Genomic DNA, 23,776 nt, shown 5'->3' with positions numbered 1-23,776 from the left:
CCGGGCTCCCGCCATAGACGTCTCTATTGTTAGGGTTCCCCCAAACCGCGCACTCCGACGGAAGCCGGTTGGAAGGAGTTTCGTGCACTCGACGCAGAGTCCGCCCGCCCGGTCGCAGGTCAGCGCAGCGGGAAGCTGGGCGCGTGGATACTGGCAGGACCACCCCAAGCGGTCGCTGGAGACCTTCGGTCGCCAGATCACCATGGGTGTCCAGGCCATCGTCGAGTTGTTCGTCGACCTCTTCCGCGGACGGTTTCCGTGGCAGGAATTCATCAAGCAGTGTGGCTTCATGGCCAGCGTCTCGGCGGCCCCGACGCTGCTCGTCGCCATCCCGATCGGCGTCGTCGTCTCCATCCAGGTCGGCTCGATCGCCGGGCAAGTTGGCGCCACCTCGTTCATCGGCGCCGCCAACGGACTCGGCATCATCCGGCAGGGCGCGCCACTGGTCACCTCGCTGATGATCGCCGGCGCAGTCGGATCGGCCATCTGCGCCGACCTCGGTTCGCGCACGATCCGCGAGGAAATCGACGCCATGAAGGTGATGGGCGTGGATCCGATGCGGCGTCTGGTCGCACCACGCCTGCTCTCGGCAATGCTGGTCAGCGTCCTGTTGTGCGGGTTCGTCATCTTCGTCGGCTTCCTGACCGGCTACATGTTCAACATCTTTGCCCAGAACGGAACCCCCGGTTCCTATGTCGGCACGTTCGCATCGTTCGCAGTGGCGTCCGACCTGATCGTCGCGCTGGTGAAGTCGCTGATCTTCGGTCTGCTCGCGGCGATCATCGCCTGCGACACCGGGCTGAACACCCGCGGTGGGCCGGGCGGCGTGGCGAACTCGGTGAATGCGGCGGTGGTGACCTCGGCGATCATGCTGTTCGCGGTCAACATCATCATCACCCAGCTGTACAACACCTTCTTCCCCTCACAGGTGGTGTGACGTGTCCGTTTCCACGCGCTACGTCCCACCCCTGCTGCGCCCGCTGCGTGCGCTGCGTGGGCTCGTCACCGGCCCGTTCAATCTGGTCGCCCGGATGGGCCACCAATTGGTCTTCTTCCTCAAGGCGATCGGCGCCGTCCCGCTCGCGCTGCGGCAGTACCCGAAAGAGGTATGGCGCCTGCTCTCCGACGTGACGTGGGGCAACGGCTCGCTCATAGTCGGCGGCGGCACCATCGGCGTCGTGCTGATCTTGTCCGTGTTCGGCGGCATCACCGTCGGTATGGAGGGCTACACGGCGCTGAACCTGCTTGGCATGGGCCCGCTCACCGGCGCGATCTCCGCGTTCGCGACCACCCGCGAGATCGGGCCGCTACTGGCCACGCTGGCCTTCGCGGTGCAGGCCGGCTGCCGATTCACCGCCCAGCTGGGTTCGATGCGCATCTCCGAAGAAATCGACGCGCTCGAGTCGGTCGCGATCCGCCCGATGCCCTACCTGGTCACCACCCGCATGATCGCCGCGATGATCGCGATCGTGCCGCTCTACTGCCTCGGCCTGGCCGGTGCCTACATCTCGTGCAAGCTCACCGTCACGCTGATCGGTGGCTCCTCCGGCGGCACCTATATGCACTATTTCTATCAATTCCTGGTCAGTACGGACGTGCTCTATTCACTCGCGAAAGCGATGATCTTCGTCGCGCTGACGACGTTCATCCAGTGTTACTACGGCTTCTTCGCCTCCGGCGGGCCCGAGGGTGTCGGCGTCGCGGCGGGCCGCGCGATCAAGATGTGCATCATCGTCGTGGTCTTCGCGAACATGTTCCTGACCTTGGCGATCTGGGGGATCACGCCCGGCATCAGGATTTCGGGCTGAGGGGGACCAAGTGATCATCGATCCGAGCGGACGCGGTCCGACGATCCGGCAACTTTTCGTGGCAGGCGTCGTGCTGATCGCGGTCCTGGCCTTGCTGTTGACCCTGCTGATGATGCGCTACCGCGGCGACTTCGAAGAAAAGGCCCCGGTTACCGCGTTGCTCACCACCACCGGTGACGGACTGCCCGCCGACGCCGACGTCAAGTTCCGCGGTGTGCTGGTCGGCCAGGTGGAAGGTGTGCAGGTCGCCGCCCAGGGCGAGATTCAGCGGGTGCAGATCAATATGGATCCGAACTACCTCGACGGTGTGCCGAGCAGCGTCACCGCGCGCGTCGTGCCGAGCAACATTTTCGCGGTGACTTCGGTGGAGTTGATCGACAACGGTCCGGCCACCCCGCTCGAGACCGGCGCGGAGATTCCCGAGGACAAGAGCAAGAGCACCATCGCGCTGCAGGACACCCTGACCCAGCTGCGAAATATCGCCGACCAGATCGATCCGGTACAGCTCGGGCAGGTGCTCGGCACGCTCACCACCGCGCTGGAGCCGGGCGGTCGCGCTCCCGGCTCCACCATCGCCCGGCTCGACAACTGGCTCACCGCAGTCGATGCGGCAATCCCCGATCTCGGTGCCGACCTGCAGAACTTCGGCGCGGCCGCCGCGGGGGTCAACGAGTCGATGCCCGAACTGATCGACGTGCTGAACAGCTCGGTCACCACGGCGAACACGCTTGTCGCCGAACGCGACAACCTCGTCGCGCTGCTCGCCTCCGCGGGCGGCACCGTCGACACCGTGAACGCACTGTTCGCGGCAAACCCCAACTCCGGCAAGGAACTCGTGGTCGGACTCGACAACGTCTTCGGCGCGATGGCGGGCGATCCGTCGGCGATCACGCAGACGATGGTCAATCTGAACAACTCACTCGCAGCGCTGAACACCACCTTCAACTGGGGTCCGGCCCAGCAGATGGCGTGGAGCATGGACCTCTCGTTCACGCCCTTCACGCCGTACACCCGGGCGGACTGCCCGCGCTACGGCGACATGGCCGGCCCGAGTTGCGCCACGGCGCCGATCGGCTCCAATCCCGGTGTGCTGCCCTCGGAGATGCTGCCGCGACGCCTCGACACGGCCGGCCCGGCGCCCGTCGCTGCACCGGAAGTGCCCGCGATACCCGCGCCACAGGTCCCGGCGCTGCCGCAACTGCCCAACCTCCCACTGCCCAACCTGCAGTTGCCCGCCCCGCAGTTGCCACAACTGCCCGGGCTGCAGTTGCCCAACGTGCCGCTGCCACAACTGCCCGGCGCGACCCCGGCGAACGCGACTACACCCGCATCGGTGCGGCCGGGCGGCCTGCGCGGGCAGGCAGCGGTGCAGGCGCTCTCCGGTCACCGGGCGAACGCGACCCAGCTGATGCTGCTCGGCGCTGCTCTCAAGGGTGGTGCGCTGTATCCGGTTTCGACGACAGCCGTAACGGACGGGGGTGTGCGGTGAGGACCGTCGCCAAGCCGCTGATCGGCTTCAGCCTGTTCGCGATCATCTCGATTGTGGTCACCTGGGTGACCTGGTCCACCCTGCAGCGCAACGTCGAAGGTGACACGCAGTCCTATTCCGCGACGTTCTCCGACGTGCTCGGTCTGCACGGCGGCGACGATGTCCGCATCTCGGGTGTGCGGGTGGGCCGGGTGGAGCGCATTGCGCTCGACTCGAACCACAACGCCAACGTCACTTTCGTCGTGCAGGACGATCAGCAGCTCTACTCGAACACCAAAGCTCTTGTGCGGTACCAGAATCTGATCGGACAGCGGTACCTGGCGCTGGCCCCTGGCAAGGGCGACGCCACCCCGCTCGAGGCAGGGGGCGCGATTCCCCTCGACCACACCGAGCCCTCGTTCGATATCTCCGGGCTGCTGAACGGGTTCGAGCCACTGTTCTCCACGTTGCAGCCCGAACAGGTGAATTCACTGTCCAACACGCTGATTCAGGCGCTGCAGGGTGACAACGTCTCGCTGAGCGCCTTCATCACGCAGGCCGCCGGCCTCGCCGTCACCGTTCAGCAGCGTGACGTGATTCTCGGCAGCGTCATCGACAATCTCAGCGGCGTGCTGTCCGGGTTGGCGAACCGCAGCACCGAGCTGGAATCACTGATCGCGCAGACCCAATTCCTGGTCGGCGGACTGTACGCACAGGGCCAGACGCTGCTGAACTCCACGCAACGAGTCGCCGGCGCGACCGATGCCATGGCCGACATGATCGGGCAGATTCAGCCGCAGTTGCAGACCACCTCGGACTCGACATCGACGGCGCTGAACTACCTGGTGGGCAATGGCGCCGCGCTCGACCAGGCCGCGATCGACCTACCGCCGGTGCTCACCGCGATCGCCCGAATCAGCCAGAACGGCGCCTGGGCGAACGCCTACTTCTGCAGTCTCGACGTGTCGCTGTGGGGCGTGCTGTTCCCGCCCGGTCTGTTTTCCCAGGTCGGCGGCAACTCGCATTCGGAGGTGTGCCGCTGATGGCGCGAATTCCACGGCCGGACTTCCGGCGCAACCGCCCCTTCTGGATCGGCCTGCTCGGCGCGGCCGTCATCGTCGTGCTGCTGCTCGGTTCGAGCGCGATCAAGTCCGTCGGCGTCGGCGAGAAGTCCGTCTCGGTAGAGTTCGTCCAGGCCGCAGGCATGCGCCCCGGTGACAAGGTGAAGATTGCCGGAATCGATGTGGGCCAGGTGCGGTCGGCGAAACTCGACGGCGACCACATCGTGGTGAAGCTGCAACTCGACCGCGGTCTCGCCCTCGGACCTGATGCGCACGCGACGATCAAGATGTCCACCATCCTCGGCGCGCACTACATCGACCTGGAGCCCGGTGACGGTTCCGGCTTGCCGGACAATCGGATTCGGCTGTCGAACAGCAGCGTTCCCTACGATCTCGCCGATGTCGTGCAGATCGGTACGCCGAAGTTCGAGGCGATCGATGCGAACAAGATCACCGAGTCGCTCACGCTGCTCGACCAGCAACTCGGCGACAGCCCACAGATCGCGGCGCAGGCCCTCGACAGCGTCGGCGCACTGGCCCAGGTGATCAACAACCGTCGCGACGAGGTGAACTCGCTGCTGCAGAACCTCGACCAGGTGACGTCACTGCTCGCCGACAACCGCAACAACATTCTGTCGATCATGGGCCAGGGTGAGGCGATCGGCAATCGGATCATGGAGCAGCAGGCCCTGATTGAGCAGTTGCTGGATTCGATGGCCACGCTGTCGCGGCAGTTGCAGGAGATCGGCGTCGAGAACAACGACCAGTTCGGCCCGATGCTGCAGACGCTCGACACGATGTCGCAGGGCCTGGAGAAGAACCGAGACAACCTCAATCACCTGCTGGAAATCATGCCGGTGACCGTGCGCCAGTTGAACAACGCGTTCGGCAACGGCAACTACGGTGACGTCGGTGCGCCGTGGATCTTCCCGGACAACTGGTTGTGCTTCGTCCAGGTGATCGAGGGGTGCCAGTAATGGGGTGGGTCATTCGAAACATCAAGGCACTCGCGGTGTGCGGCGTCGCGACGTTCGTTGCCGGGTGCTCGCTCGTGCCGGATTCGGTGAACGATGCACTCGGTAAGACCATCCACGTCACCGCCGACTTCGAGAATATCGCCGGAGTCTACGAGGGCAACGAAGTGGCTGTGCTCGGACTTACCATCGGCAAGATCGACAAGATCGAGCCCAAGGGTGAATACGTTCTGGTGCAGATGTCGCTGGACGGCGACACTCCGGTGCCCGCCGCGGCGATCGCGGCGTCGGTCTCGCCGTCGGTCGTGACCAACCGGCATATCGAGCTGACTCCCGCCTACGCCGGGGACGGTCCGAAACTCCAGGATGGCGACCATATTCCGCTGGGCCGCACGCGCACGCCGGTCGAAATCGGCACGCTGATCAAGACGATCGACGAGTTCGCCGCGGCGCTCTCCCCGAGCGCCGCCAACCCCACCGGGCCGCTGGCTGCCGACAACCTGTATCAGATCCTGAACGGTCACGGCGAGGACATTCGCCGCACTCTCGATGCGTTGTCGGGCGCGCTGAAGACCGGCCTCGACAACCAGGATGCCGTGTCCAACAGCATCATCAAGCTCAACGAGCTGACCCAGATGATCGCCGAGAACGATCAGACGGTCCGGGATTTCAGCAACAATCTGACCCAGATGTCCGGTCTGCTCGCCGATCAGGCGCCGGGCCTGGAGGCCGTGCTCGATCAGCTCGACGATTTCCTGACCAACACCAGTTCGGTGCTCGCCGAGAACAAGCAGGCATTCGGCGATTCGCTCACCCGGCTGACCGGAACCACGCAGCAGTTACGGCAGAACGCCCGCGGCCTCACCGAGATCGTCGACGTAGGACCGCTGCTGTTCCAGAACATCGACAACGCCGTGAGCCGCGAGGAGCGCGCCGTCCGACTGCACGCGCTCACGGACCGGGCGCTGTTCGACAACGAGTTGCTCAGCCTGTTCTGCGAACGCATCCAGATGCGGTCCGACGGTTGCCGCACGGGCAAATTGAAGGACTTCGGCCCCGACCTCGGGCTGACAGCCGCGCTACTGGGGGTGATCCGATGAGGCTGCCACGTATGGGTACGCGACCCAGAGCCCTGACCGGGCTCGTCGCCGTGGTCGCCTTGCTGGCCATACCGGCGTGCAGCGTCACCGTGGAGAACATTCCGCTCCCCAAGCCGCAGGTTGACGGTGAGACCTACACCGTTCATGCGATTTTCGAGGACGCGCTCAACCTCCCCGATCAGGCCAAGGTCAAGATCGGCGGTTCCGACGTCGGCATCGTCACCGACATCACCACCACGAATTTCACTGCCGACGTGGCGATGAAGATCCGCAAGGACGTCGCCCTGCCGACCAAGTCCACCGCGGAGTTGCGCCAGGCCACCCCCCTCGGCGACGTCTTCGTCGCCATCGCGATGCCGCCGAAAGAGCCTGGGCAGCAACTGCTTACCGACGGTTCCACAATCGAGCTCGAACAGACGTCCGCAGGCGCGACGGTCGAGGAGTTGCTGACCTCGTTGTCTCTGCTCGTCAATGGTGGCGGTCTGAACCAGCTGTCGAAGCTTGTCTCGGAAGCGGATTCGATCGTCGGTGGACGCGGACCGCAGATTTCGCACCTGGTCGTGGAGATGACCAACATCATCACCAGCCTGAACTCGCAGACCGTACACATCGACGAGACCCTCAACGGGCTGAACGCCACGCTTGGGACGATCAACCAGAACAAGGTCGCGCTCGGCCAGGTCGCCGACTCGCTGCCGGCGATGATCGGCGTTCTGGCCGAGAACAATCAGACGATCGGCGATCTGCTCGCCAAAGTGGCAGTCACCAGTGACGCACTCGGCGATTTCGCCACGACCACCCACGATCAGCTCAGCGGTCTACTCGACAACACGACGAAGCTGATGAACGGCTTGTCGGACATGGGCGACGACTTTCCGCAGACGTTGGCCACGCTGCACGAGGTGCGGCCGAAGGCGGTCGCCTCGATGCAGGGCACCACCCTCGCGGTGGGAGTGACACTGCAGTACCTCAGTGTCGGTGCGCTCAGCGACCCGTTGGGCAGCCGGGTCCCGGACGGCTCGGACGTGAAGGCCTTCATCGGCAGCTTGATCGAGGTGCTCGAGAGAGTTCAGTACCGGCTGCAGGGGGGCGCCCGATGAGTTGGGTTCGCCAACACAAGCTCTTGGTCGCCAATGTCGGACTGGTGCTCGTCCTGCTGATCGGCGCGGGCTACCTGATGCTCGGCATCGTCCGGTACAACCCGCTGCACACCACGTACACGGTGACGGTCAACATGGACCGATCCGGCGGGCTGCAACCCAACAACGACGTCACCTTGCGCGGGTCGCGGGTCGGCAAGGTGACCGGGATCGCGCTCACCGACAATGGCGTCTCGGTCACTGCGAAGCTCGATTCGAAGATCAAGGTCCCGGCCGGCGGAACCGTCGCCGTCGAGGCCCTTTCCGGTGCGGGCGAGCAGTACATCGACTTCCGCCCGGTTAGCAACGACGCGCCCTTCCTGACCGACGGTACGGTGATCGCCGCCGACCAGGTCGAGACTCCGGTGCCGTTGCCCGACCTGCTCGACCACACCAGCACCCTCATCAGCCAGATCGATCCGGCCGAGTACAAGGTGGTGCTCGATGAGCTCTACACCGCGCTCGAGGGTGGGCCGGACCAGCTGAAGAGCGTCATCGACGGCATCAGCGTGACGATGTCCGGCCTTGATTCGCTGCTGCCACAGACGACCAGCCTGATCGCGAACCTGCGCACCATTACCGCGACGACGAGCCAGATCCAGCCGGACCTGTCCACCCTGACGCGCAATACCGGCGTGCTGTTCGATGAGCTCAATGCGGCCGACGAGGAGGTTCGCCGCTTGCTCCAACTCGGTCCGGGCCAACTTGCCACAGTCGGCGGCGTGGTCGCCGACACGACGGATCCGATCACGAACCTGGTGACGAATTTCGTGGCAATCGCACAGGCGGCGCGGCTGCGTACACCCGCACTGCAGGCGCTGTTCCCGTCGCTGCGGGACGGTGCGCTGGCGCTCGGCGTCCCCGCGCACGACAACAAATTCAACGCCTTGGCCGATATCTGGGTCCGGCCGACCTGCGACTACAACACGACCCCGGTCTCGCCCGCGAACGTGGACGAGGCGCGCGTCCCGCTGTGGAACTACTGCGTGACCAACAACCCGAATATTCAGATTCGCGGTTCGGCGAATGCGCCGCGTCCGGATATACCGAACAACGGCGCGACGATTCCGCCGGACGTCGATCCGAACCAGATGTCGACCCCACTTCCGAACTGATGAGGTGGTCCACGTCGAAATGACACCCGGCATACTCGCCGGGGGACGTCCCGGGTGGCGTGCGGGGGGAGCAACCGCATCGCCCGCCGCGCGGGAAAGCTACGAGTCGGCGCGCCCGCGCCGAGGAAGTACGAGATGTATTGATGGCTGAAGACAAAACCGGACCGAACGACCAGAGCGCAGCCCAGCCGGGGGGCGATCCGGGAACGCCCGACGAACCCACCAAACGATTCGACGCGGACACCCCCAATCCGGCCGAGACGCCGGAGCCGACGCCCGCACCGGAGTCGGAGGTGGCGGCCGACACGACGTCCGACACGACACCGGTGAGTCCCGATCCGGAGGTTCCGCCGCAGCCCAAACAGCGATCCAACCGGCTGGCGTGGGTGGCGGCCGCCGTCGCCACCGTCGTCGCAATCGCGGCCATCGCCACCTCGGTCGTCTTCTACCTGAAATACCAGGACGCCCAGGACGTTCTCGACGCCCAGAGCGAGGCGCGGGATGCCATGTGCGACTACGCGAAGACGGTCGTGACCTACGACTACAACGACCTCGACACGTTCTTCACGAACGTGCTCGATGGCGCAACCGGGCAGTGGCACGACGAGTTCGATGCCAATAGCAAGGCGCTGCGCGACCCGTTGGTCGCCGGTCAGGTGCGCTCGAGCGGTGACGAGGTGCAGTGCGGTGTCCAGTCCGGCGACACCGAGAATGCGGTGATCGTCGTAGCGATCGGGCAGACGATCACCAGCCTCGGCACCCAGAATCAGCCGCAGCAGGGGCAGATCTCGCTGGTGGCGACAATGGAAAACGTCGACGGCAAGTGGCTGGTCAGCAAGATGGATGCGCCGCTGCTCAAGTCCTGAGACGCAGTCGCTATCCGATCGGCCCGGTGGTGGTGTCGTTGACACCACCGCCGGGCCGCTGCGACTAAGCGGCTGCTGCTGTTAGGAGGCCGCGGCCGGCGCCACTGCCGCGCGGGCAGCCAGGCCGGCTAGTTCGTCCGCCAGTTCGTTGAACGCGTCCCCGACATGGCCGCGGACCCAGCGGAATCGGACCGGCCCGGTTCGCTCGTCGATCGTGCGGGCCAACTGCTGAATCAGGTCCAGGTTCTTCACCGGGGCTCCCGCCGAAGTACGCCAACCGTTGCGTCGCCAGCCCGGCAACCACTGCGAGGCGCACCGGATGGCGTATTGCGAGTCGCTTTCGATGACCAGCGGCTCCGGCCCCGGATGCGCTCGCACCGCCTCCAGCACTGCCCGCAACTCCGCTATCTGGTTCGTTCCGGTGGTCGCGCCGCCGCTCGCCTTGGGGCCCTGATGGTTCACCCAGGCCCAGCCGATCGCGCCACCCGGATTCCGGAGGCAGGATCCGTCCGTGCTCACGATGATCATGAGCTCAGACCATACGCAGCGGCACCGACAGAAAGCCTGCGCCACGCGAATCAGACTGGTGCAAGAAGTTTTTCGGTGACGATTTCGGCGATCGGCAGCGCCGACGTCGCGGCCGGTGACGGGGCGTTGAGCACGTGCACCGAACGCGCTGTGCGCTCGATCAGGAAGTCGTGCACCAGCGTCCCGTCGCGCAGCACCGCCTGCGCCCGGATGCCCGCCTCGCGCGGACGCAGGTCGGCCAGCGTCAGGGACGGGCAGTACTTGCGGCACTCGGCGAGGTAGCCCCGCTTGAACAGCGAGTTGCGCAGCTCGCGTGCGCCGGTGCGGACGTTGGCACGCGCCACCCGGTAAAAGCCCGGGAAGCCGGCGATATCGCGAAGATCGCGGGCGGTGACGGAGCCCTTGCGGTAACCCTCCCGGGACAGCCCGAGTACCGCGTTCGGCCCGACGGTCAGGGTTCCCTCGATGGTGGGACTCAGATGTACCCCGAGGAACGGCAGGTCGGGATCGGGGATGGGATAGATCAACGTGCTGACCAGCCCGGCCCGTTCCGGCGGCAGTTCGTAGTACTCGCCACGGAATGGGACGATCCGGAAGTCGGTCCGGATACCCGCCGCACGCGCCAGCCGGTCCGCCTGCAGTCCGCCGCACACCACCAGCCGGCGCGCCTGCCAGGATCCGCTCGGACCCGACACCGCCACGTGGTCGTCGCTTTCGGAGATCGTGGTCACCTCACAGCCGAGCGCGATCTCACCACCGGCCGCAGTGACCAGCGCGGCGAGCGTCTCGGTAATCCCGCGATAGTCCACGATGCCGGTGCTCGGCACGAACAGCGCACCGAGTCCGGACACTTCGGGTTCACGGCGGGCCAACTCGGCCTTGTCGATAATCTCGACCTCGAGCCGGTTCTCCTTCGACCGCTCGTACAGCGCGGACATCCGCGCCATCTCGGCAGGACACGTCGCGACCAGCAGCTTGCCGCACTCGTCGTAGGCAATGCCGTGCTCGGCCGCGAAGGCCTTGGTCGCCGCGGCACCGCGCCGGCACAGCTCCGCCTTGAGGCTGCCCGGCTGGTAGTAGATGCCCGAGTGGATGACCCCGCTGTTGTGCCCGGTCTGATGCCGGGCCAGCGCGGCGCCCTTCTCGAGCAGCACGAGGCTGGCGCCGGGACGCTCCCGAAGGATCCGCTGGGCGGTGGCGACTCCGACGATCCCGCCGCCGATCACGCAGTAGTCGTACATTCCCGCAATCCTGTCAGTTGTGCTTGCCTCGCAACGCACCGACGGCGACGATCAGCTCATGCTGACGTCCGGCACCGAGATCATTCATCGGATCGATACGCGGGAACGTTTCGACGAGTTGTTTCAGACCGGTCCGACGGTCACCGCGGGAGCGCTCACCGAGCTGAAGTTCCTGATCGACCGGCAGGCGGGCCAGTTGTACTTCCTCCCGCCGACGTATCCGTTCCATTTCGTCTTCTACCAGCAGGTACTCGACGGCCGGCTCGACAACGCGGAGTTCAACACGCAGGCGTACAACCGACCCGACCGGACGTTCATCCCCGGCACCGTGACCGCCTACGACAGCTATGTGGACCCGGCCACCGGTGCGCGCGGTCAAATCTGTTTCAGCTACTGGCCCACCGACAAGTTCGATGTCGCGCTGCTCGCCGAGACGCGGGATGCGCTGCGCGGCGGTCTCGCCTTCCTCCCAGCCGCCGGCGATATCGCGTTCCGGCCCGGCGGCCCGATTCAGCAACGGATCGTCGACGAGCGGGCCGCCGAGATCGCGGCGGCTCGGCTGACAATCCGGACGAACCTGGAGATCTCGCGCGGACTGAGCTATATCGCGCTGTCGCTCGGCACGGCGATCGGGCGACTGGTGATCGTCGAACCGGGTGCCGCGGTACCGGCGCTGTCCCGGACCGATGTCGTGGCCTTCCTCGGCGACGTGCCGGCCGACGCTCCCCCGGTCGCGGCGATCTTCACCACGACGGTGCAGACCTACAACTCCCATCTCGGGATCAAGTACCGCCAGGACGACACCCCGTACTTCTACAAAGCGTTCACCCCGGAGGGGCGGGCCACTCTGCGTGGGCTGAGTGGCTTGTTCGTCTCGGTGGTCACCGACGCGCGTGACGCGACCGTCGTCGAGACCACGCAGGAACTGGCGCAGGAGTTCTTCGATCGGGTCAAACCGAGGGGTCGAATTCGGTTGGCGCCCAATCTCGGTGAGAACCGGGCCCGGGGTTTCGTCGATCTCGCCGAGCGCACGGTCGGCGCAGACGGCCGCTGGGATCCGGGCGCTTTGGCGGCGTACGGACGCAAGACGTGCGGGGTTGTCGAGTTGACCAAGCTCCATCTGGCCGGCACCTTCGCCCCAGCCGAACCCGGCGCACCCCAGGTGATTACGCCTGCCGAACCGATCGGCATCCCGGCCAACTGGTATGCCCGCTTCATGCGCAAGGCGGTCGACGGCAAGGACCGCTCGTTCGTCGACCGCACCGCGGCGCTCACCACGGATACCCGATTCGCCGACCCGGTGTGGAAAGCCCGGGCACTCGACAAACTGCGGACCGCGATCGCCGAGGCGAAGATGCCGAAGAGCCTGCGCAAGGACCTGCTCGAGCAGGTCGTGGAGCCGTATCTCGATCTGCATCCCTACGCACGCAACGCGCGGTTGCGCTCTTCGTCGCCGGTGGTCGAGGACTCCGGCACCGGGAAACTACCCAATATGGCCGGCGCCTTCGATTCCTACACAGCGCGTTGGGAATCCGGAAAGAACGACCGCAGAACCGCCGAGAACTGCCTCGATGCCATGGCGGAAACGCTGCAGCGAGTGTGGGCGTCGGTGTGGAACGACCGCGCCCTTGCCGAACTGGCTTGGCACAATGTCGATCTCGATATCGTGTCGGTGACGATGGCAGTGCTGGTGGCGCCGAACGAGGACAACGAACTCGCCAACGGAGTGGTGCGGGTGAACCGCGACCTGGCCGGCTTCTTCTCGATCACCGGGGAGACCCAGTTCGGCGAGAACCTGGTCACGAACCCCGAGTCGGGCGCCACCCCGGATACCTGGATCGACGGCAACTACGACGTCCTCGAAGGCGTCGAACGACAGGACATTTCGTACGAACGGGTGAGCAACCTGCAGCCGAGCGACCCGACACGCGTGAATTCCTTCACCGACAACGAGATTCGCGCCGTCTATGAGGCGATACGGAAGATCAGGCCGCACTTCGCGGCGCTCGATGGCCGGGCCGCCGAGGAGTACCTCGACGAATGCGAGGTCAAGATCACCGCGGCCGGACGGGTGCTGGTCAAGCAGGAGCGACGCTGGGTGGATTGAACAGGGGGGTCGATTGAACAACGAAGGATGGGTGCAGATGAGTGATTCGGCAGATCTACCGGAGGACCCGACGACGGTCGTCCGCGAGTTCCTATACGCCTTGGAGATGGGTGAGATCGACGAGGCGCTCGAACTCGTCGACCCGGATGTAGTGTGGCGCAACACCGGCCTGCCGACCGTGCGGGGGCGGGAGAGGGTGCGATGGCTGCTGATCCGGCAGTTTGCCGCGCGTATTGCCCTGTCGGCGCGGATAACCCACATCGCCGAGGATGCCGGCTCGGTGCTCGTGGAACGCATCGACGACCTGCGCTTCGGGCGTATCGACGCATCCTTCGACGTGTGGGCGCGGTTCGACATCGTGGATGGACGAATCACGCTGTGGCACGACCGCTACAGCCCGGGCGGGGTGATCGGACGTGTCCTGCTCGGTGCCGCCCGTGCTGGGCTTCCGCGGCGATCGCGTTAGATCCTGGGTGGCGGCATAGCGCCACCCAGGCGAGGACGCCAATACCGCTCGATAGGTGCGTCATTGGGGTCTGAAACTTGTCGGTGGCCCGAGATAGAGTTCGAGCATGAATTCGACCACGGATGCTGCGGGAGTGCTCGAGGCACTCCGAGCTGCGGTGTCTGCTGCGTCAGATCTGGACTTCGGGGCGATGTCGAACGAGCAGCGGCTCGGGGTGCTGCGCGAACTCGAGAGTGTCACCCGGAAGCAAGCGAGTGTCGCTCACGAGGTGTTGAACCTCCTCGCGGAGCAGCGCGTCCCGGCCGAGTTCGGCGGGGAACACACGCATCAGGTGGTGGCGGATGCGTTGCGCATCAACCGTAACGAGGCCAAGAAGCGCTTCGCCACGGCCGAGCAGCTGGCATCACGACGGTCGTTCACGGGCGAGGCCCTCGAACCCGAACTTCCCGCCACCGCCGCCGGGGTGCGCGAGGGTGTGCTCGGCGATCCGCATGTGCAGGTGATCCGGTCGTTCCTGCAGCACCTCCCGACTGCGATCGATGCGGGCACGCGGGAGCAGGCCGAGGCGCAGCTCGCTGGGTTCGCGGCCACGATGCGCCCGGATGAGTTGAAGAAGATCGCAGATCGCCTGGCTGCGTATCTGAATCCGGACGGTGAGTTCAGCGACGAGGATCGCGCCCGCGAGCGCGGAATCTGGCTCGGGAAGCAGGGCCCGGATCTGATGAGCAGCCTCACCGGCCGGATCGATCCGGAGTTGCGGGCGTATCTGGAACCGATCCTGGCCAAGCTTGCCGCCCCCGGGATGTGCAACCCCGACGACGAAACCCCCACTGTGGACGGTGAACCCGATGAGCAGATCGCCCGCCGCGATACCCGCTCGATGGGGCAGCGCCAGCACGACGCGTTGAAGGCGATGTGCCGCAGCCAGTTGGCGTCGGGTGCACTCGGGCAACATCGCGGGCTACCCGTGACGCTGCTCGTGTCGACCACGCTGCGCGAGCTCACCAACGTCGCCGGACCTGCCACGACCGCGGGCGGGTCACTACTGCCGATGCGCGACCTGATCCGCCTGGCCGCCCACGCCAACCACTACCTCGCGGTCTTCGATGACGTCGAGAACCGCCCGCTCTACCTCGGTCGCGCCAAGCGCATTGCCAGTCCTGATCAGCGAATCATGCTGCACGCCCGCGACATCGGCTGCAGCTTTCCCGCCTGCAACGTTGCGGGCTACCGCACCGAAACCCATCATGTCCACGAATGGGCAGATGGCGGTGCCACCGATATCGACAATCTGACCTTCGTCTGCCCGGAGCACCACAAGCTTGCCGGCCAGGGCACGGGCCAGTGGCGTACGACCGCCGGTCCGCGCTCACGCACCCTGTGGTATCCGCCCGAGCACACCGATCCGCGACAACGACCGCGTATCAACAGGTTCCATCATCCGGTCGAGATCCTCACCGGACACCCGAGCGACAATCCACCCTGAGTCCCGGCTCAGCCCCCACCCGCGACCTTTCGATGCGCCCTGCCGGTCATCAGCGGCAAATCGAGATAGCTCTTGATTCCGGGTTCGGCCGCGCAGACATACGGCACGGAGTTCACCAGGTGGTTCGCCGTCGCGACTATGCCGGGGTTGCGCACCAGGCCCTCCTCCGGAGTCTCCGGCTGTAACCCCTTGATAATCACCGAGATCGACGGATCGCCCTGCAACTCCATCTCGAATCGTTCGCCCGCCGATCCGAGTTCCCATGGCGGATCCAGATTCTCCTCGCCCATCAGCCAGTTCACCGCGACGCGTGCTATCACCTCACCGCCGACCACCGCGTCCCACTGGAATCGTTGGGCCGCCACCCGACCCGGCTCGATCGGGCCGATCGGCGAGTCGATCGGCGCGGTCGCGACCGCGACCTGCAGATTCGGCAGGATCTCGGCCTCGGCATCGAACCCCATGGACTGCACGATCATTCGCAGCGACTGGGTGAACCCGCCGGTCAACAAGCCGAGCATCGGCCCGGTCATCGCCTGCTCCGGCGTCGCGCCGAACTGCATGATCGACCGGACCACATCCGGTGCGTTGTAGCTGCGAATGTCGGAGAACTCTTCGGCTCGAACGAAAGTCACCTGCGAGGTAAGCGAGGAGAACACCATCGGAATGAGGTCCGTGATACCGCCCGGGTCGAGTCCGGTTCCGTGCAGCGTCACACCTGCCGTGCGCGCCGTTGCCTCGAGCCGGGCGTCCCGTTCGCCGGGCAGGAACCAGCCGAGCGGGGTGACCACGTTTTTGCCGGACTCCAGCAGCGCCGCGACTTCCTTCTTGTCCGCGACGAGCGGCGCGTAGACGACACAGTCCGCGTCGAGACGCAGCAGCTCCTCGGTATCCGTCGTCGCCGTGACTCCGAGCGACTCGATGCCAACGATCTCGCCCACGTCGCGCCCGGCCTTGTTCTCCCCGTAGACGCGGCAACCGACGAGCTCGAGTTCCGGGTGTGCGACGACGGCGCGCACCGCCGCCTGGCCGACGCCACCGGTCGCCCACTGAATCACGCGATAGACCACGGCGGACCTCCTTGTCTTCGGCCGGCACCCGGCGCGAGCGTTCCGGACATGCTAGAACACGTTCCAGGTCGCCTGGGACGATCGGGAGAACTCCCAGGTAGACGCGGTGATGGCCGCCGATTTGCGAGTAGTGCGCTACTCATGCGCCGGATGGGGCCCGACCGCACACTGATTTCCACTCGATCGCCGACTCGAAAGTCGAGGTCCCAGCCATGACGGTCATCTCCACACCACCCGACGGTCTCCCCGTGACCGGAGGCGCCGGATTCGACACCGAGCACGACCTCCAGGTGGCAGCCGCGATGCGCAGGCTCGGCGATCGTGCCGCGCCCCGTAGAGACCATGCGACTACGTTGTCCCGCACAGGTGGGATGGCCGAGGCGGATGATCCGACCCGGATCAGGAAGCGACTCGCCCGGATCGCCCGCTACTACGCGCCTGCCGAGGCCCCCAGCGAACCCGCCGAGTCGATCGACGGCGGTGTTGCGCGCACCAGCGAACTCATCGAGGTACCCGGGGCGACCCTGGAGAAGATCATCAATGCGTCGGACTTCCTCGGCGTCCGCTATCTCGACGACGGTGTCGCCGCAAGCAGAGCGGTCGGGCGCGTGCAGATCGGTATCGGTACCGGGCAACTGGCCGGCTACGGCACCGGATCGATGGTCTCGCCCACGCTGCTGCTCACCAATCACCATGTGCTGCCCGACACGCAGACCGCGCGCGAGAGCCGCATCGAGTTCGACTACCAGGACGGCCCCGGTGGCGCCGCGGTCCAACCACGCACGTTCGGGCTCGACCCGGATCGCTTCTTCATCGCCGATCGTCAGCGGGATTTCGCCCTCGTGGCGGTGACCGGCACTCCGGACGAATTGCGCCCGTTCGGGTTCAATCGTCTCACCGCCGAACAGGGCACCGTGATCATCGGTGAGTTCGTCACGATCGTGCAGCACCCGCGCGGCCGCAAGAAGCAGATCGTGCTGCGCGAGAACAAGATCCTCGACATTCCCGAAGGGTTCGTGCACTACTCGGCGGACACCGAACCGGGTTCGTCGGGCTCACCGGTCTTCAATGATCAATGGGAAGTCGTCGCACTGCACCATGCGAGCGTCCCCGCCCCGCAGCAGCCCGACTACGGCGGATTCCTGAACGAGGGCATCCGGATCAGCAGTATTCTCGCCCATCTGCAGGCCCAATCCTTTTCGCCGGAGCGGCAAGAACTCGTCGGCGAACTCGCCAATGTGCGTGAGTCCACCGAAACGCCCGGTGCCCAACCCAGTCCGGCCCCGGCCCCGGCCCCGGCCCCGGCAGACGCTGACGGTCAGGTGTGCTTGCAGGTGCCGCTCGAGATCACCGTGCGACTCGGTGCGATGCAGCACCCGGTATCGGTCTCGGCGTCGATCGCGGCCCCTGCTGGTGACACCGAGGCGATCACGATCGATCCCGACTACAGCAACCGGGCCGGGTACGACCCCGAATTCCTCGGCACTGCCGTGCCGCTTCCAGGATTTGGCAGGGCGTTGGCCGCCGCGTCGAAAGAGTTGCGCTATCACCACTTCAGCGTCGTGATGCATCGCCAACGGCGGATGGCACTGTTCACCGCCGTCAACATCGACGGCGGCGCCGCACAGAACCCGGTCCGCGAGACCGACCGCTGGATCCGCGATCCCCGCATCGCCGCCGACGAGCAAACCGACGAAGCCGTCTATGCGAGCAACCCGCTCGATCGCGGACATCTCGTCCGACGGCTCGACCCGGCGTGGGGTCCGGCCGCGAAGGCCGCCAACGACGACACCTTTCACTTCACCAATTGCACTCCGCAGCACCATGATTTCAATGCCGGCAGCACCCTGTGGCTCGGCCTCGAGGATTACGTGCTGCGCAGCGCCCAATCGAACGGCCTCAAAGTCAGCGTGTTCTGCGGTCCGGTACTGGCCGCGGACGATCCGCCGTACCGCGGTATCGCGCTACCCCGGCAGTTCTGGAAGGTGGTCACGATCGTCACCTCGGCTGGGCGACTTTCCTCGACCGGTTACCTCCTCAGCCAGGAGGCGCTGCTCGACGAATTCGCCGCGGGCGCGGAGGAGTTCTCCTACGGCGCCTACCGAACCTACCAAGTTCCGGTCCGCCGGATCGCGGACCTCACCGAACTCGATTTCGGCGCACAGACCGCCGCCGACCCGCTCGAGCGCATCGAATCCACCAGCCACGCTCGCGAACTCATTCGCGAGCAGGACATCATCGTCTAGAAAGGACAACATCATGACCACTCCAGAACTCCCCACGACCCGCCGCTGCGGCGCGATGGAGATCCACCGGCAGTTGCTCAGTGAGTCCGAGAGCTACCGCGTCGCCCGAGCCGAACTCGAGACCGAGACCATCCGCTTCGTCGGTCTCGAAATCGACAGCCACGAGGTTGCGCGAATCCCGGTCGTCGTACATGTCGTATACGCCACCGCCGCGCAGAACATTTCCGAGGAGCAGATCCACAGTCAGATCGACGTGCTCAACCGCGACTACCGGGCGACGAATCCCGATGTGTCGACTGTTCCTTCGGTTTTCGACCATCTGGTCGGCGATACGGTGGTCGAGTTCGCACTCGCCACCGTCGATCCGGACGGTAATCCGACCGACGGCATCACCCGGACCTCCACCACGGTCGGCAGTTTCGGTGCCGACGACGCCGTGAAGTCGGCGAGTAGCGGCGGTGCCGACCCGTGGCCCACCGACCGCTACCTGAACATCTGGGTGTGCAAACTCGGCGGCGGGTTGCTCGGCTACGCCCAGTTCCCCGGCGGGCCCGCGGAGACCGACGGCGTGGTCATCACCTACACCGCGTTCGGCAGCACCGGCACCGCATCGGCGCCGTTCGACCTCGGCCGCACTGCCACGCACGAAGTGGGCCACTACCTCAACCTCTTTCATATCTGGGGCGACGACGGCAGCGGATGCGGCGGAACCGACGAGGTCGACGACACGCCGAACCAGGGCAGGGAAAACGTCGGCAAACCCACGTTCCCGCATGTGAGTTGCCAGAACGGACCGAACGGCGACCTCTTCATGAATTACATGGACTACGTCGACGACGACATGATGGTCATGTTCACGGCCGGCCAGGTCACCCGGATGCGGGCCTGTCTGGACAGCGCGCGCAAGCCGCTGTGGACCGGCGCCTGATAACGACATGACCGAAGTGCATCAGCGCTGGTGGCACTCCTTCGAGGAGGACCACGACGACGTGCGGGTGTACCGGCCGGAGGGCTTCGATTTTCCGCCCGCGCGCGGCAGACGCGGCCTCGAACTCCGGCCGGACGGCACCTGCACCGAGTTCACCATCGGACGTGGGGACGCGCCCGAAACCGGACAACAGCGAACACCCGAGATCGTCCGGCTCGAACCGGATCGGCTCGAGCTCCGAACGGATGAATGAGCGCCATGACCGACACGACCACACCGCAGCTCGAGACCGCTGCCGTCGAGCACACCTGCAGACGGGGGCAGCGCCAACGCCGTCGGTATGCACCGGAGCGACCGGCGTTGGTCGCCGCTGAGCGCGACGATGCGACAGCGCAATTGATTTCGCGGCTGTCCCTGGACCGCTACGTACGGTCTCTCGCGGCATTGACCGCGTATCCCACCCGGCACTCGTTCGGGTTCGAGTTCCGCGCGGCGATGTCCGCGGCCCAGAACGAACTCGACGGCCTCGGTTACACATCGCGACGAGAGCCGTTCGTCATCGGTCGCGGCGCCTGCGAGAACCTCATCGCCGAGCGCGCCGGGACAGGTCCGGGTGAGCGGGGAATCGTCATCGTCACCGCGCATCTCGACTCGGTGAACCAGGGTGGACGCGAGCTACCCGCCCCGGGAGCCGACGACAACGCCAGCGGCTGTGCCGGCGTACTCGAACTCGCCCGCGTGCTCGTCACCGAGGAATGGCGCAACGACCTGTGCCTCATCTTGTTCGGCGGCGAGGAACAGGGTCTGTACGGCAGTCTCGCGCACGTTGCCGGGCTGTCCCGGACCGACCGTGGTCGGATCGCCGCGGTGCTCAACATGGACATGATCGCGCGCCGCAACGGCACCGCGCCCGGCGTGATGATCGAAGGTGCGGCCGTTTCCCACCGACTGATCGACCAACTCGTCACCGCCGCCGCCACCTGGACGGGACTCGAGGTGACAACCTCGCTCAACCCGTACGCGAGCGACCATGTGCCATTCATCGACGCCGGTTTGCCTGCCGTCCTCACCATCGAGGCCAACGACACGGCGAACACCGATGTGCACACCGACGGCGACGCCGCCGCCAAACTCGATCCCGCGCTGGCGATGGAAATCCTTGCCATGAACCTCGCCGCGACAGCGGCGAATCTTACGAGCGAAAGGCCAGAACAATGATCGACGACAACGACGCAAGCACCCCCGGCAGAACACCGTCCGGTGCCGGCGAACAGACCACCGGACGCCAGGTCGTGGTCTTCGCCGACACCGCCGACTTCGACGCCCAGGCCCGCCAATTGCGCAACCTGACCGGACTTACCGAGGTCGCATCGGCCCGCGAACTTCGCTCGCGCGCAGGCGGAATCGAGGAGATGGACAGCGCTGCTGCCACGGTGTTCGACCGGTTGCGGATCGCCGTCGTCGACGCCGATCCCGAACAGGTCGCCGCGCTGCACTCGGCACGCCGTGCCGGGGGCAGCGTCCTGGCAGTCGAGCCGGAATTGATCCATCACCCGCTCGCCGCGCCGGTGTTGAGCCAGGTCTGGGCGGACACCGACGCACACACCTGGGGACTGGCGGCCACCGGAGTGACCACGGCGAGCGTGGACGGAACCGGGATCAAGGTCGCGGTGCTGGACACGGGATTCGACCTTGCACATCCCGATTTCGCCGGCCGCAAGGTGACGAGCCGCTCGTTCGTACCCGGTGAGTCCGTGCAGGACGCCCACGGCCACGGCACGCACTGCATCGGCACCTCCTGCGGACCGGCTCAACCGCCGACCGGGCGGCGCTACGGTGTCGCGCCCAGGGCCGAGATATTTGTCGGGAAGGTGCTGTCCAACAGCGGTTCCGGATCCGATCGCAATATTCTCGCAGCGATCGAGTGGGCAGTCGAAGCAGACTGCGACGTGATCTCGATGTCGCTCGGCGCCGACGTGCGGCGCAAATCGATGGCCTACGAGGCGGTGGGCGGACGTGCGCTCGACGCCGGGACGTTGATCATCGCCGCGGCCGGAAACAATGCACACCGTCCCGGCGACAACGGATTCGTCGGGGTACCGGCCAACAGTTCGACGATCATGGCGGTCGGCGCCATCGATGCCCGCGAAGCACTCGGCTGGTTCTCCGCAGGGAGTACCGAGGTCGACGGCGGCCAGATCGATATCGCCGGTCCCGGCCTCGCCGTCTACTCGTCCTGGCCGATGTCGAAGCGGTACAACACGATCAGCGGCACGTCGATGGCAACACCGCACGTGTCCGGTATCGCGGCGCTATGGTGCCAGACGAGTGGAAAACGGAGCCGCGAACTGTGGGCATTGCTCATCCAGAACGCCCGGCGGCTGCCGCTCTCCTCGGCCGACGTCGGTGCCGGACTGGTGCAGGCGCCGCGCTAGCCGCCACACGCTGCAGGGAGGTCGCCGCGCAGATGACGAGTCGGATCGACGTGACCATCACGATCGACGACGCGGCACTCGGTGATGTCGACGACATCGCCGAGCACGCCCGCGCCGCAGGGATGACCGTCACCTCGGTGCTGCGTGGTCTCGGAGTGATCACCGGGTCCGTGGACCGAACCGCGATCCCGGCACTGGCCACGATTCCCGGCGTGCGCGGAGTCGAACCGGATGCCGGTATCGACGTGCCTGCACCGGACTCGCCCATCCAGTGACTCCGCCCCGCGGGATAGGGTCCCGTCGTGGTGAAACATCCAGCACAGGTCGACCTGCGCACCCGGGTTGTGGCGGACGACGTCTTCGCCCGCGGCAAGGTGTTGCGAACTGTCGTGCCGTCGAGCGCACACGACCATGCGCCGGTGGGAGCCGATCGCCCGGGCATCGTCGACTTCATCGAGGCCAGCAACGTAGGACGGCTGCCCGACCTGGTCGGACTGCGTGTCGGCCGGATGATCGCCTCCCCCTTTGCATTCTTTCGCGGCGCCGCCGGTCTGATGGCCGCCGACCTCGCCGCTTCCCCAGCCAACGGGCTCAGCGCGCAGTTGTGCGGTGACGCGCACGCCGCGAACTTCGGCCTGTACGGCAGCCCGGACGGCGAAATCGTCATGGACATCAACGATTTCGACGAAACCCTACCCGGTCCGTGGGAGTGGGATCTCAAACGACTCGCTGCGAGCCTGGTCTTGGCCGGGCGCGGGGGCGGGGTGTCCGAGGCCGCCTGCATCGACGCGGCGGAGGACGCCGTGAAGTCCTACCGTCGCACCATTCGCGGTCTGGCGGAGATACCGTTCCTGCGGTCCTGGAATGCGCTGCCGGACAAATCGGCGGTGGAGCGCGCGAAGGCGGACGAACTACTCGACGACTTCGACCGGGCCGCGCAGAAGGCACGTCGGAACACGAGCGAGAAAGTCGCCGCGAAATGGACCGAGCATCTCGAGGACCACGAAACCGGCATCCGCAAGCGGCGATTCGTGGCGGATCCGCCGATTCTCACCCCAGTGGACAGCTCGGTCGCCGAGTCCGTGATCGACGGCCTGGAGCTCTACGTCGGGTCGCTGCGCGAGTCGCGCCGGAACCTGATCATGCGGTACGCCGTATCCGACGTCGCTTTCCGGATCGTCGGAACGGGCAGTGTGGGGTTGCGCAGCTATGTCGCCCTGCTGCTCGGCAACGGAGACGAGGCGCTGGTGCTGCAGCTGAAGCAGGCGCAACCGTCCGCACTCGCACCGTATCTTCGGACCGAAGCGTCGAAGCACGAGGGCAAGCGAATTGTGCACGGCGCTCGCCTGGTTCAGGCCGAGACGGATGTCCTGCTCGGCTGGACGACGATCGACGGACTGCCCTTCATCGTGCGTCAGTTCCGAAATCTCAAGGGCGACATCGACCCCACCGCGCTGGGGGCGGACCATCTCGACGACTACGGCCGACTGGCCGGCGCGCTACTCGCGCGGGCGCACACGCGCTCGCTCGATCCCCGATTGCTCGCCGGCTACTTCGAGGGCGACGAGGACCTCGACGAGGTGATCGGGCGGTATGCCGTGCGATACGCGGATCAAACCGAAGCGGACCACGCCGCGCTCGTCGAAGCAGTGAAGTCGGGCCGTCTCGCCGCCGAGACTGCCTGACGGGCCGCGGAGCCGCCCCCGGATACTCGATGAGCAGCGCCGCGAGGCAGTAG

The 23,776-nt window shown here is 66.0% G+C and carries 22 protein-coding genes; 19 read left to right on the top strand and 3 right to left on the bottom strand.

Translation table 11 applies throughout. The annotated features are described in order from the left end of the window. The first annotated feature begins 82 nt into the window (after positions 1–82). The 9 genes from OG921_RS07385 to OG921_RS07345 all read left to right on the top strand — a co-directional run bounded on the left by OG921_RS07385 (position 83) and on the right by OG921_RS07345 (position 9,531). A complete protein-coding gene (locus OG921_RS07385) occupies positions 83–937 on the top strand; it encodes an ABC transporter permease (protein WP_266111740.1) in 855 nt (284 codons plus the stop codon). A 1-nt stretch (position 938) separates the two neighbouring features. Beyond that, positions 939–1,808 carry an ABC transporter permease gene (locus OG921_RS07380; RefSeq protein ID WP_266111739.1) on the top strand — a complete coding sequence of 290 codons (870 nt, stop codon included), beginning with the start codon at positions 939–941 and terminating at the stop codon, positions 1,806–1,808. A gap of 10 nt (positions 1,809–1,818) precedes the next feature. After that, complete coding sequence (locus tag OG921_RS07375) at positions 1,819–3,297, top strand: MlaD family protein (protein WP_266111738.1); 1,479 nt, start codon at positions 1,819–1,821, stop codon at positions 3,295–3,297. Continuing rightward, positions 3,294–4,319: an MCE family protein gene (locus OG921_RS07370; RefSeq protein WP_266111737.1), complete on the top strand. Its 1,026-nt coding sequence runs from the start codon at positions 3,294–3,296 to the stop codon at positions 4,317–4,319. The genes OG921_RS07375 and OG921_RS07370 overlap by 4 nt, the downstream gene beginning before the upstream one ends. Continuing rightward, a complete protein-coding gene (locus OG921_RS07365; RefSeq protein WP_266111736.1) occupies positions 4,319–5,314 on the top strand; it encodes an MCE family protein in 996 nt (331 codons plus the stop codon). The genes OG921_RS07370 and OG921_RS07365 overlap by 1 nt, the downstream gene beginning before the upstream one ends. Continuing rightward, positions 5,314–6,411 carry an MCE family protein gene (locus OG921_RS07360; protein ID WP_266111735.1) on the top strand — a complete coding sequence of 366 codons (1,098 nt, stop codon included), beginning with the start codon at positions 5,314–5,316 and terminating at the stop codon, positions 6,409–6,411. The genes OG921_RS07365 and OG921_RS07360 overlap by 1 nt, the downstream gene beginning before the upstream one ends. An 11-nt stretch (positions 6,412–6,422) precedes the next feature. After that, positions 6,423–7,511, top strand: a complete 1,089-nt coding sequence (locus tag OG921_RS07355) for an MCE family protein (protein ID WP_266111734.1) — start codon at positions 6,423–6,425, stop codon at positions 7,509–7,511. Further along, entirely contained in the window at positions 7,508–8,665 is a 1,158-nt protein-coding gene (locus OG921_RS07350) for an MlaD family protein (protein WP_266111733.1), read from the top strand. The genes OG921_RS07355 and OG921_RS07350 overlap by 4 nt, the downstream gene beginning before the upstream one ends. Positions 8,666–8,808: 143 nt before the next feature. Further along, positions 8,809–9,531 (top strand): hypothetical protein, encoded by a 723-nt coding sequence (locus OG921_RS07345; RefSeq protein WP_266111732.1) that lies wholly within the window; start codon positions 8,809–8,811, stop codon positions 9,529–9,531. Positions 9,532–9,612: 81 nt separating this feature from the next. Here OG921_RS07345 and OG921_RS07340 read toward each other — a convergent pair whose 3' ends face one another. Next, the gene (locus OG921_RS07340; RefSeq protein WP_266111731.1) at positions 9,613–10,059 is read right to left on the bottom strand and encodes a ribonuclease H; all 447 of its coding nucleotides are present in this window, start codon (positions 10,057–10,059) and stop codon (positions 9,613–9,615) included. Between the two features lie 50 nt (positions 10,060–10,109). Next, complete coding sequence (gene lhgO, locus OG921_RS07335; protein ID WP_266111730.1) at positions 10,110–11,300, bottom strand: L-2-hydroxyglutarate oxidase; 1,191 nt, start codon at positions 11,298–11,300, stop codon at positions 10,110–10,112. 19 nt (positions 11,301–11,319) lie between these two features. Between lhgO and OG921_RS07330 the strand changes: the two genes are divergently transcribed. The 3 genes from OG921_RS07330 (at position 11,320) to OG921_RS07320 (ending at position 15,359) form a co-directional block, all read left to right on the top strand. Beyond that, a complete protein-coding gene (locus OG921_RS07330) occupies positions 11,320–13,407 on the top strand; it encodes a PEP/pyruvate-binding domain-containing protein (protein ID WP_266111729.1) in 2,088 nt (695 codons plus the stop codon). A 37-nt stretch (positions 13,408–13,444) separates the two neighbouring features. Then, entirely contained in the window at positions 13,445–13,873 is a 429-nt protein-coding gene (locus OG921_RS07325) for a limonene-1,2-epoxide hydrolase family protein (protein WP_266111728.1), read from the top strand. A gap of 106 nt (positions 13,874–13,979) precedes the next feature. Further along, positions 13,980–15,359 (top strand): HNH endonuclease signature motif containing protein, encoded by a 1,380-nt coding sequence (locus OG921_RS07320; RefSeq protein ID WP_266111727.1) that lies wholly within the window; start codon positions 13,980–13,982, stop codon positions 15,357–15,359. A gap of 8 nt (positions 15,360–15,367) precedes the next feature. On the opposite strand, the gene OG921_RS07315 is transcribed toward OG921_RS07320, so the two are convergent. Beyond that, positions 15,368–16,429 carry a dihydrodipicolinate reductase gene (locus OG921_RS07315; protein WP_266111726.1) on the bottom strand — a complete coding sequence of 354 codons (1,062 nt, stop codon included), beginning with the start codon at positions 16,427–16,429 and terminating at the stop codon, positions 15,368–15,370. 212 nt (positions 16,430–16,641) lie between these two features. On the opposite strand from OG921_RS07315, the gene OG921_RS07310 reads away from it, so the two are divergent. Genes OG921_RS07310 through OG921_RS07280 form a run of 7 tightly spaced genes read left to right on the top strand, consistent with a single transcriptional unit; the run spans position 16,642 to position 23,723 of the window. Further along, the gene (locus OG921_RS07310; protein WP_266111725.1) at positions 16,642–18,675 is read left to right on the top strand and encodes a DNA/RNA non-specific endonuclease; all 2,034 of its coding nucleotides are present in this window, start codon (positions 16,642–16,644) and stop codon (positions 18,673–18,675) included. A 13-nt stretch (positions 18,676–18,688) separates the two neighbouring features. Further along, positions 18,689–19,603, top strand: coding sequence for a zinc metalloprotease (locus OG921_RS07305; RefSeq protein ID WP_266111724.1), 915 nt, complete (start codon positions 18,689–18,691; stop codon positions 19,601–19,603). 7 nt (positions 19,604–19,610) lie between these two features. Then, positions 19,611–19,856, top strand: a complete 246-nt coding sequence (locus OG921_RS07300; protein ID WP_266111723.1) for a hypothetical protein — start codon at positions 19,611–19,613, stop codon at positions 19,854–19,856. Positions 19,857–19,861: 5 nt separating this feature from the next. After that, positions 19,862–20,821, top strand: coding sequence for a M28 family metallopeptidase (locus OG921_RS07295; protein WP_266111722.1), 960 nt, complete (start codon positions 19,862–19,864; stop codon positions 20,819–20,821). Beyond that, entirely contained in the window at positions 20,818–22,038 is a 1,221-nt protein-coding gene (locus OG921_RS07290; protein WP_266111721.1) for a S8 family serine peptidase, read from the top strand. The genes OG921_RS07295 and OG921_RS07290 overlap by 4 nt, the downstream gene beginning before the upstream one ends. A gap of 32 nt (positions 22,039–22,070) precedes the next feature. Continuing rightward, a complete protein-coding gene (locus OG921_RS07285) occupies positions 22,071–22,313 on the top strand; it encodes a hypothetical protein (protein ID WP_266111720.1) in 243 nt (80 codons plus the stop codon). 27 nt (positions 22,314–22,340) lie between these two features. Beyond that, a complete protein-coding gene (locus OG921_RS07280) occupies positions 22,341–23,723 on the top strand; it encodes a DUF2252 domain-containing protein (protein WP_266111719.1) in 1,383 nt (460 codons plus the stop codon). Positions 23,724–23,776 lie beyond the last annotated feature (53 nt).

It is taken from the genome of Aldersonia sp. NBC_00410 (assembly GCF_026342035.1).
Classification (GTDB): Bacteria; Actinomycetota; Actinomycetes; order Mycobacteriales; family Mycobacteriaceae; genus Aldersonia.
The sequence above is the reverse complement of the archived record's forward strand: the minus strand, read 5'-3'. Positions and strand labels throughout refer to the sequence as shown.

Coding starts and splice junctions, on each gene's coding strand:
- OG921_RS07365 (WP_266111736.1), top strand. CDS start 4,319: ATGGCGCGAATTCCACGGCCGGACTTCCGGCGCAACCGCCCCTTCTGG.
- OG921_RS07360 (WP_266111735.1), top strand. CDS start 5,314: ATGGGGTGGGTCATTCGAAACATCAAGGCACTCGCGGTGTGCGGCGTC.
- OG921_RS07300 (WP_266111723.1), top strand. CDS start 19,611: ATGACCGAAGTGCATCAGCGCTGGTGGCACTCCTTCGAGGAGGACCAC.
- OG921_RS07295 (WP_266111722.1), top strand. CDS start 19,862: ATGACCGACACGACCACACCGCAGCTCGAGACCGCTGCCGTCGAGCAC.
- OG921_RS07290 (WP_266111721.1), top strand. CDS start 20,818: ATGATCGACGACAACGACGCAAGCACCCCCGGCAGAACACCGTCCGGT.
- OG921_RS07355 (WP_266111734.1), top strand. CDS start 6,423: ATGGGTACGCGACCCAGAGCCCTGACCGGGCTCGTCGCCGTGGTCGCC.
- lhgO (WP_266111730.1), bottom strand. CDS start 11,300: ATGTACGACTACTGCGTGATCGGCGGCGGGATCGTCGGAGTCGCCACC.
- OG921_RS07325 (WP_266111728.1), top strand. CDS start 13,445: ATGAGTGATTCGGCAGATCTACCGGAGGACCCGACGACGGTCGTCCGC.
- OG921_RS07350 (WP_266111733.1), top strand. CDS start 7,508: ATGAGTTGGGTTCGCCAACACAAGCTCTTGGTCGCCAATGTCGGACTG.
- OG921_RS07345 (WP_266111732.1), top strand. CDS start 8,809: ATGGCTGAAGACAAAACCGGACCGAACGACCAGAGCGCAGCCCAGCCG.
- OG921_RS07320 (WP_266111727.1), top strand. CDS start 13,980: ATGAATTCGACCACGGATGCTGCGGGAGTGCTCGAGGCACTCCGAGCT.
- OG921_RS07285 (WP_266111720.1), top strand. CDS start 22,071: ATGACGAGTCGGATCGACGTGACCATCACGATCGACGACGCGGCACTC.
- OG921_RS07305 (WP_266111724.1), top strand. CDS start 18,689: ATGACCACTCCAGAACTCCCCACGACCCGCCGCTGCGGCGCGATGGAG.
- OG921_RS07340 (WP_266111731.1), bottom strand. CDS start 10,059: ATGATCATCGTGAGCACGGACGGATCCTGCCTCCGGAATCCGGGTGGC.
- OG921_RS07310 (WP_266111725.1), top strand. CDS start 16,642: ATGACGGTCATCTCCACACCACCCGACGGTCTCCCCGTGACCGGAGGC.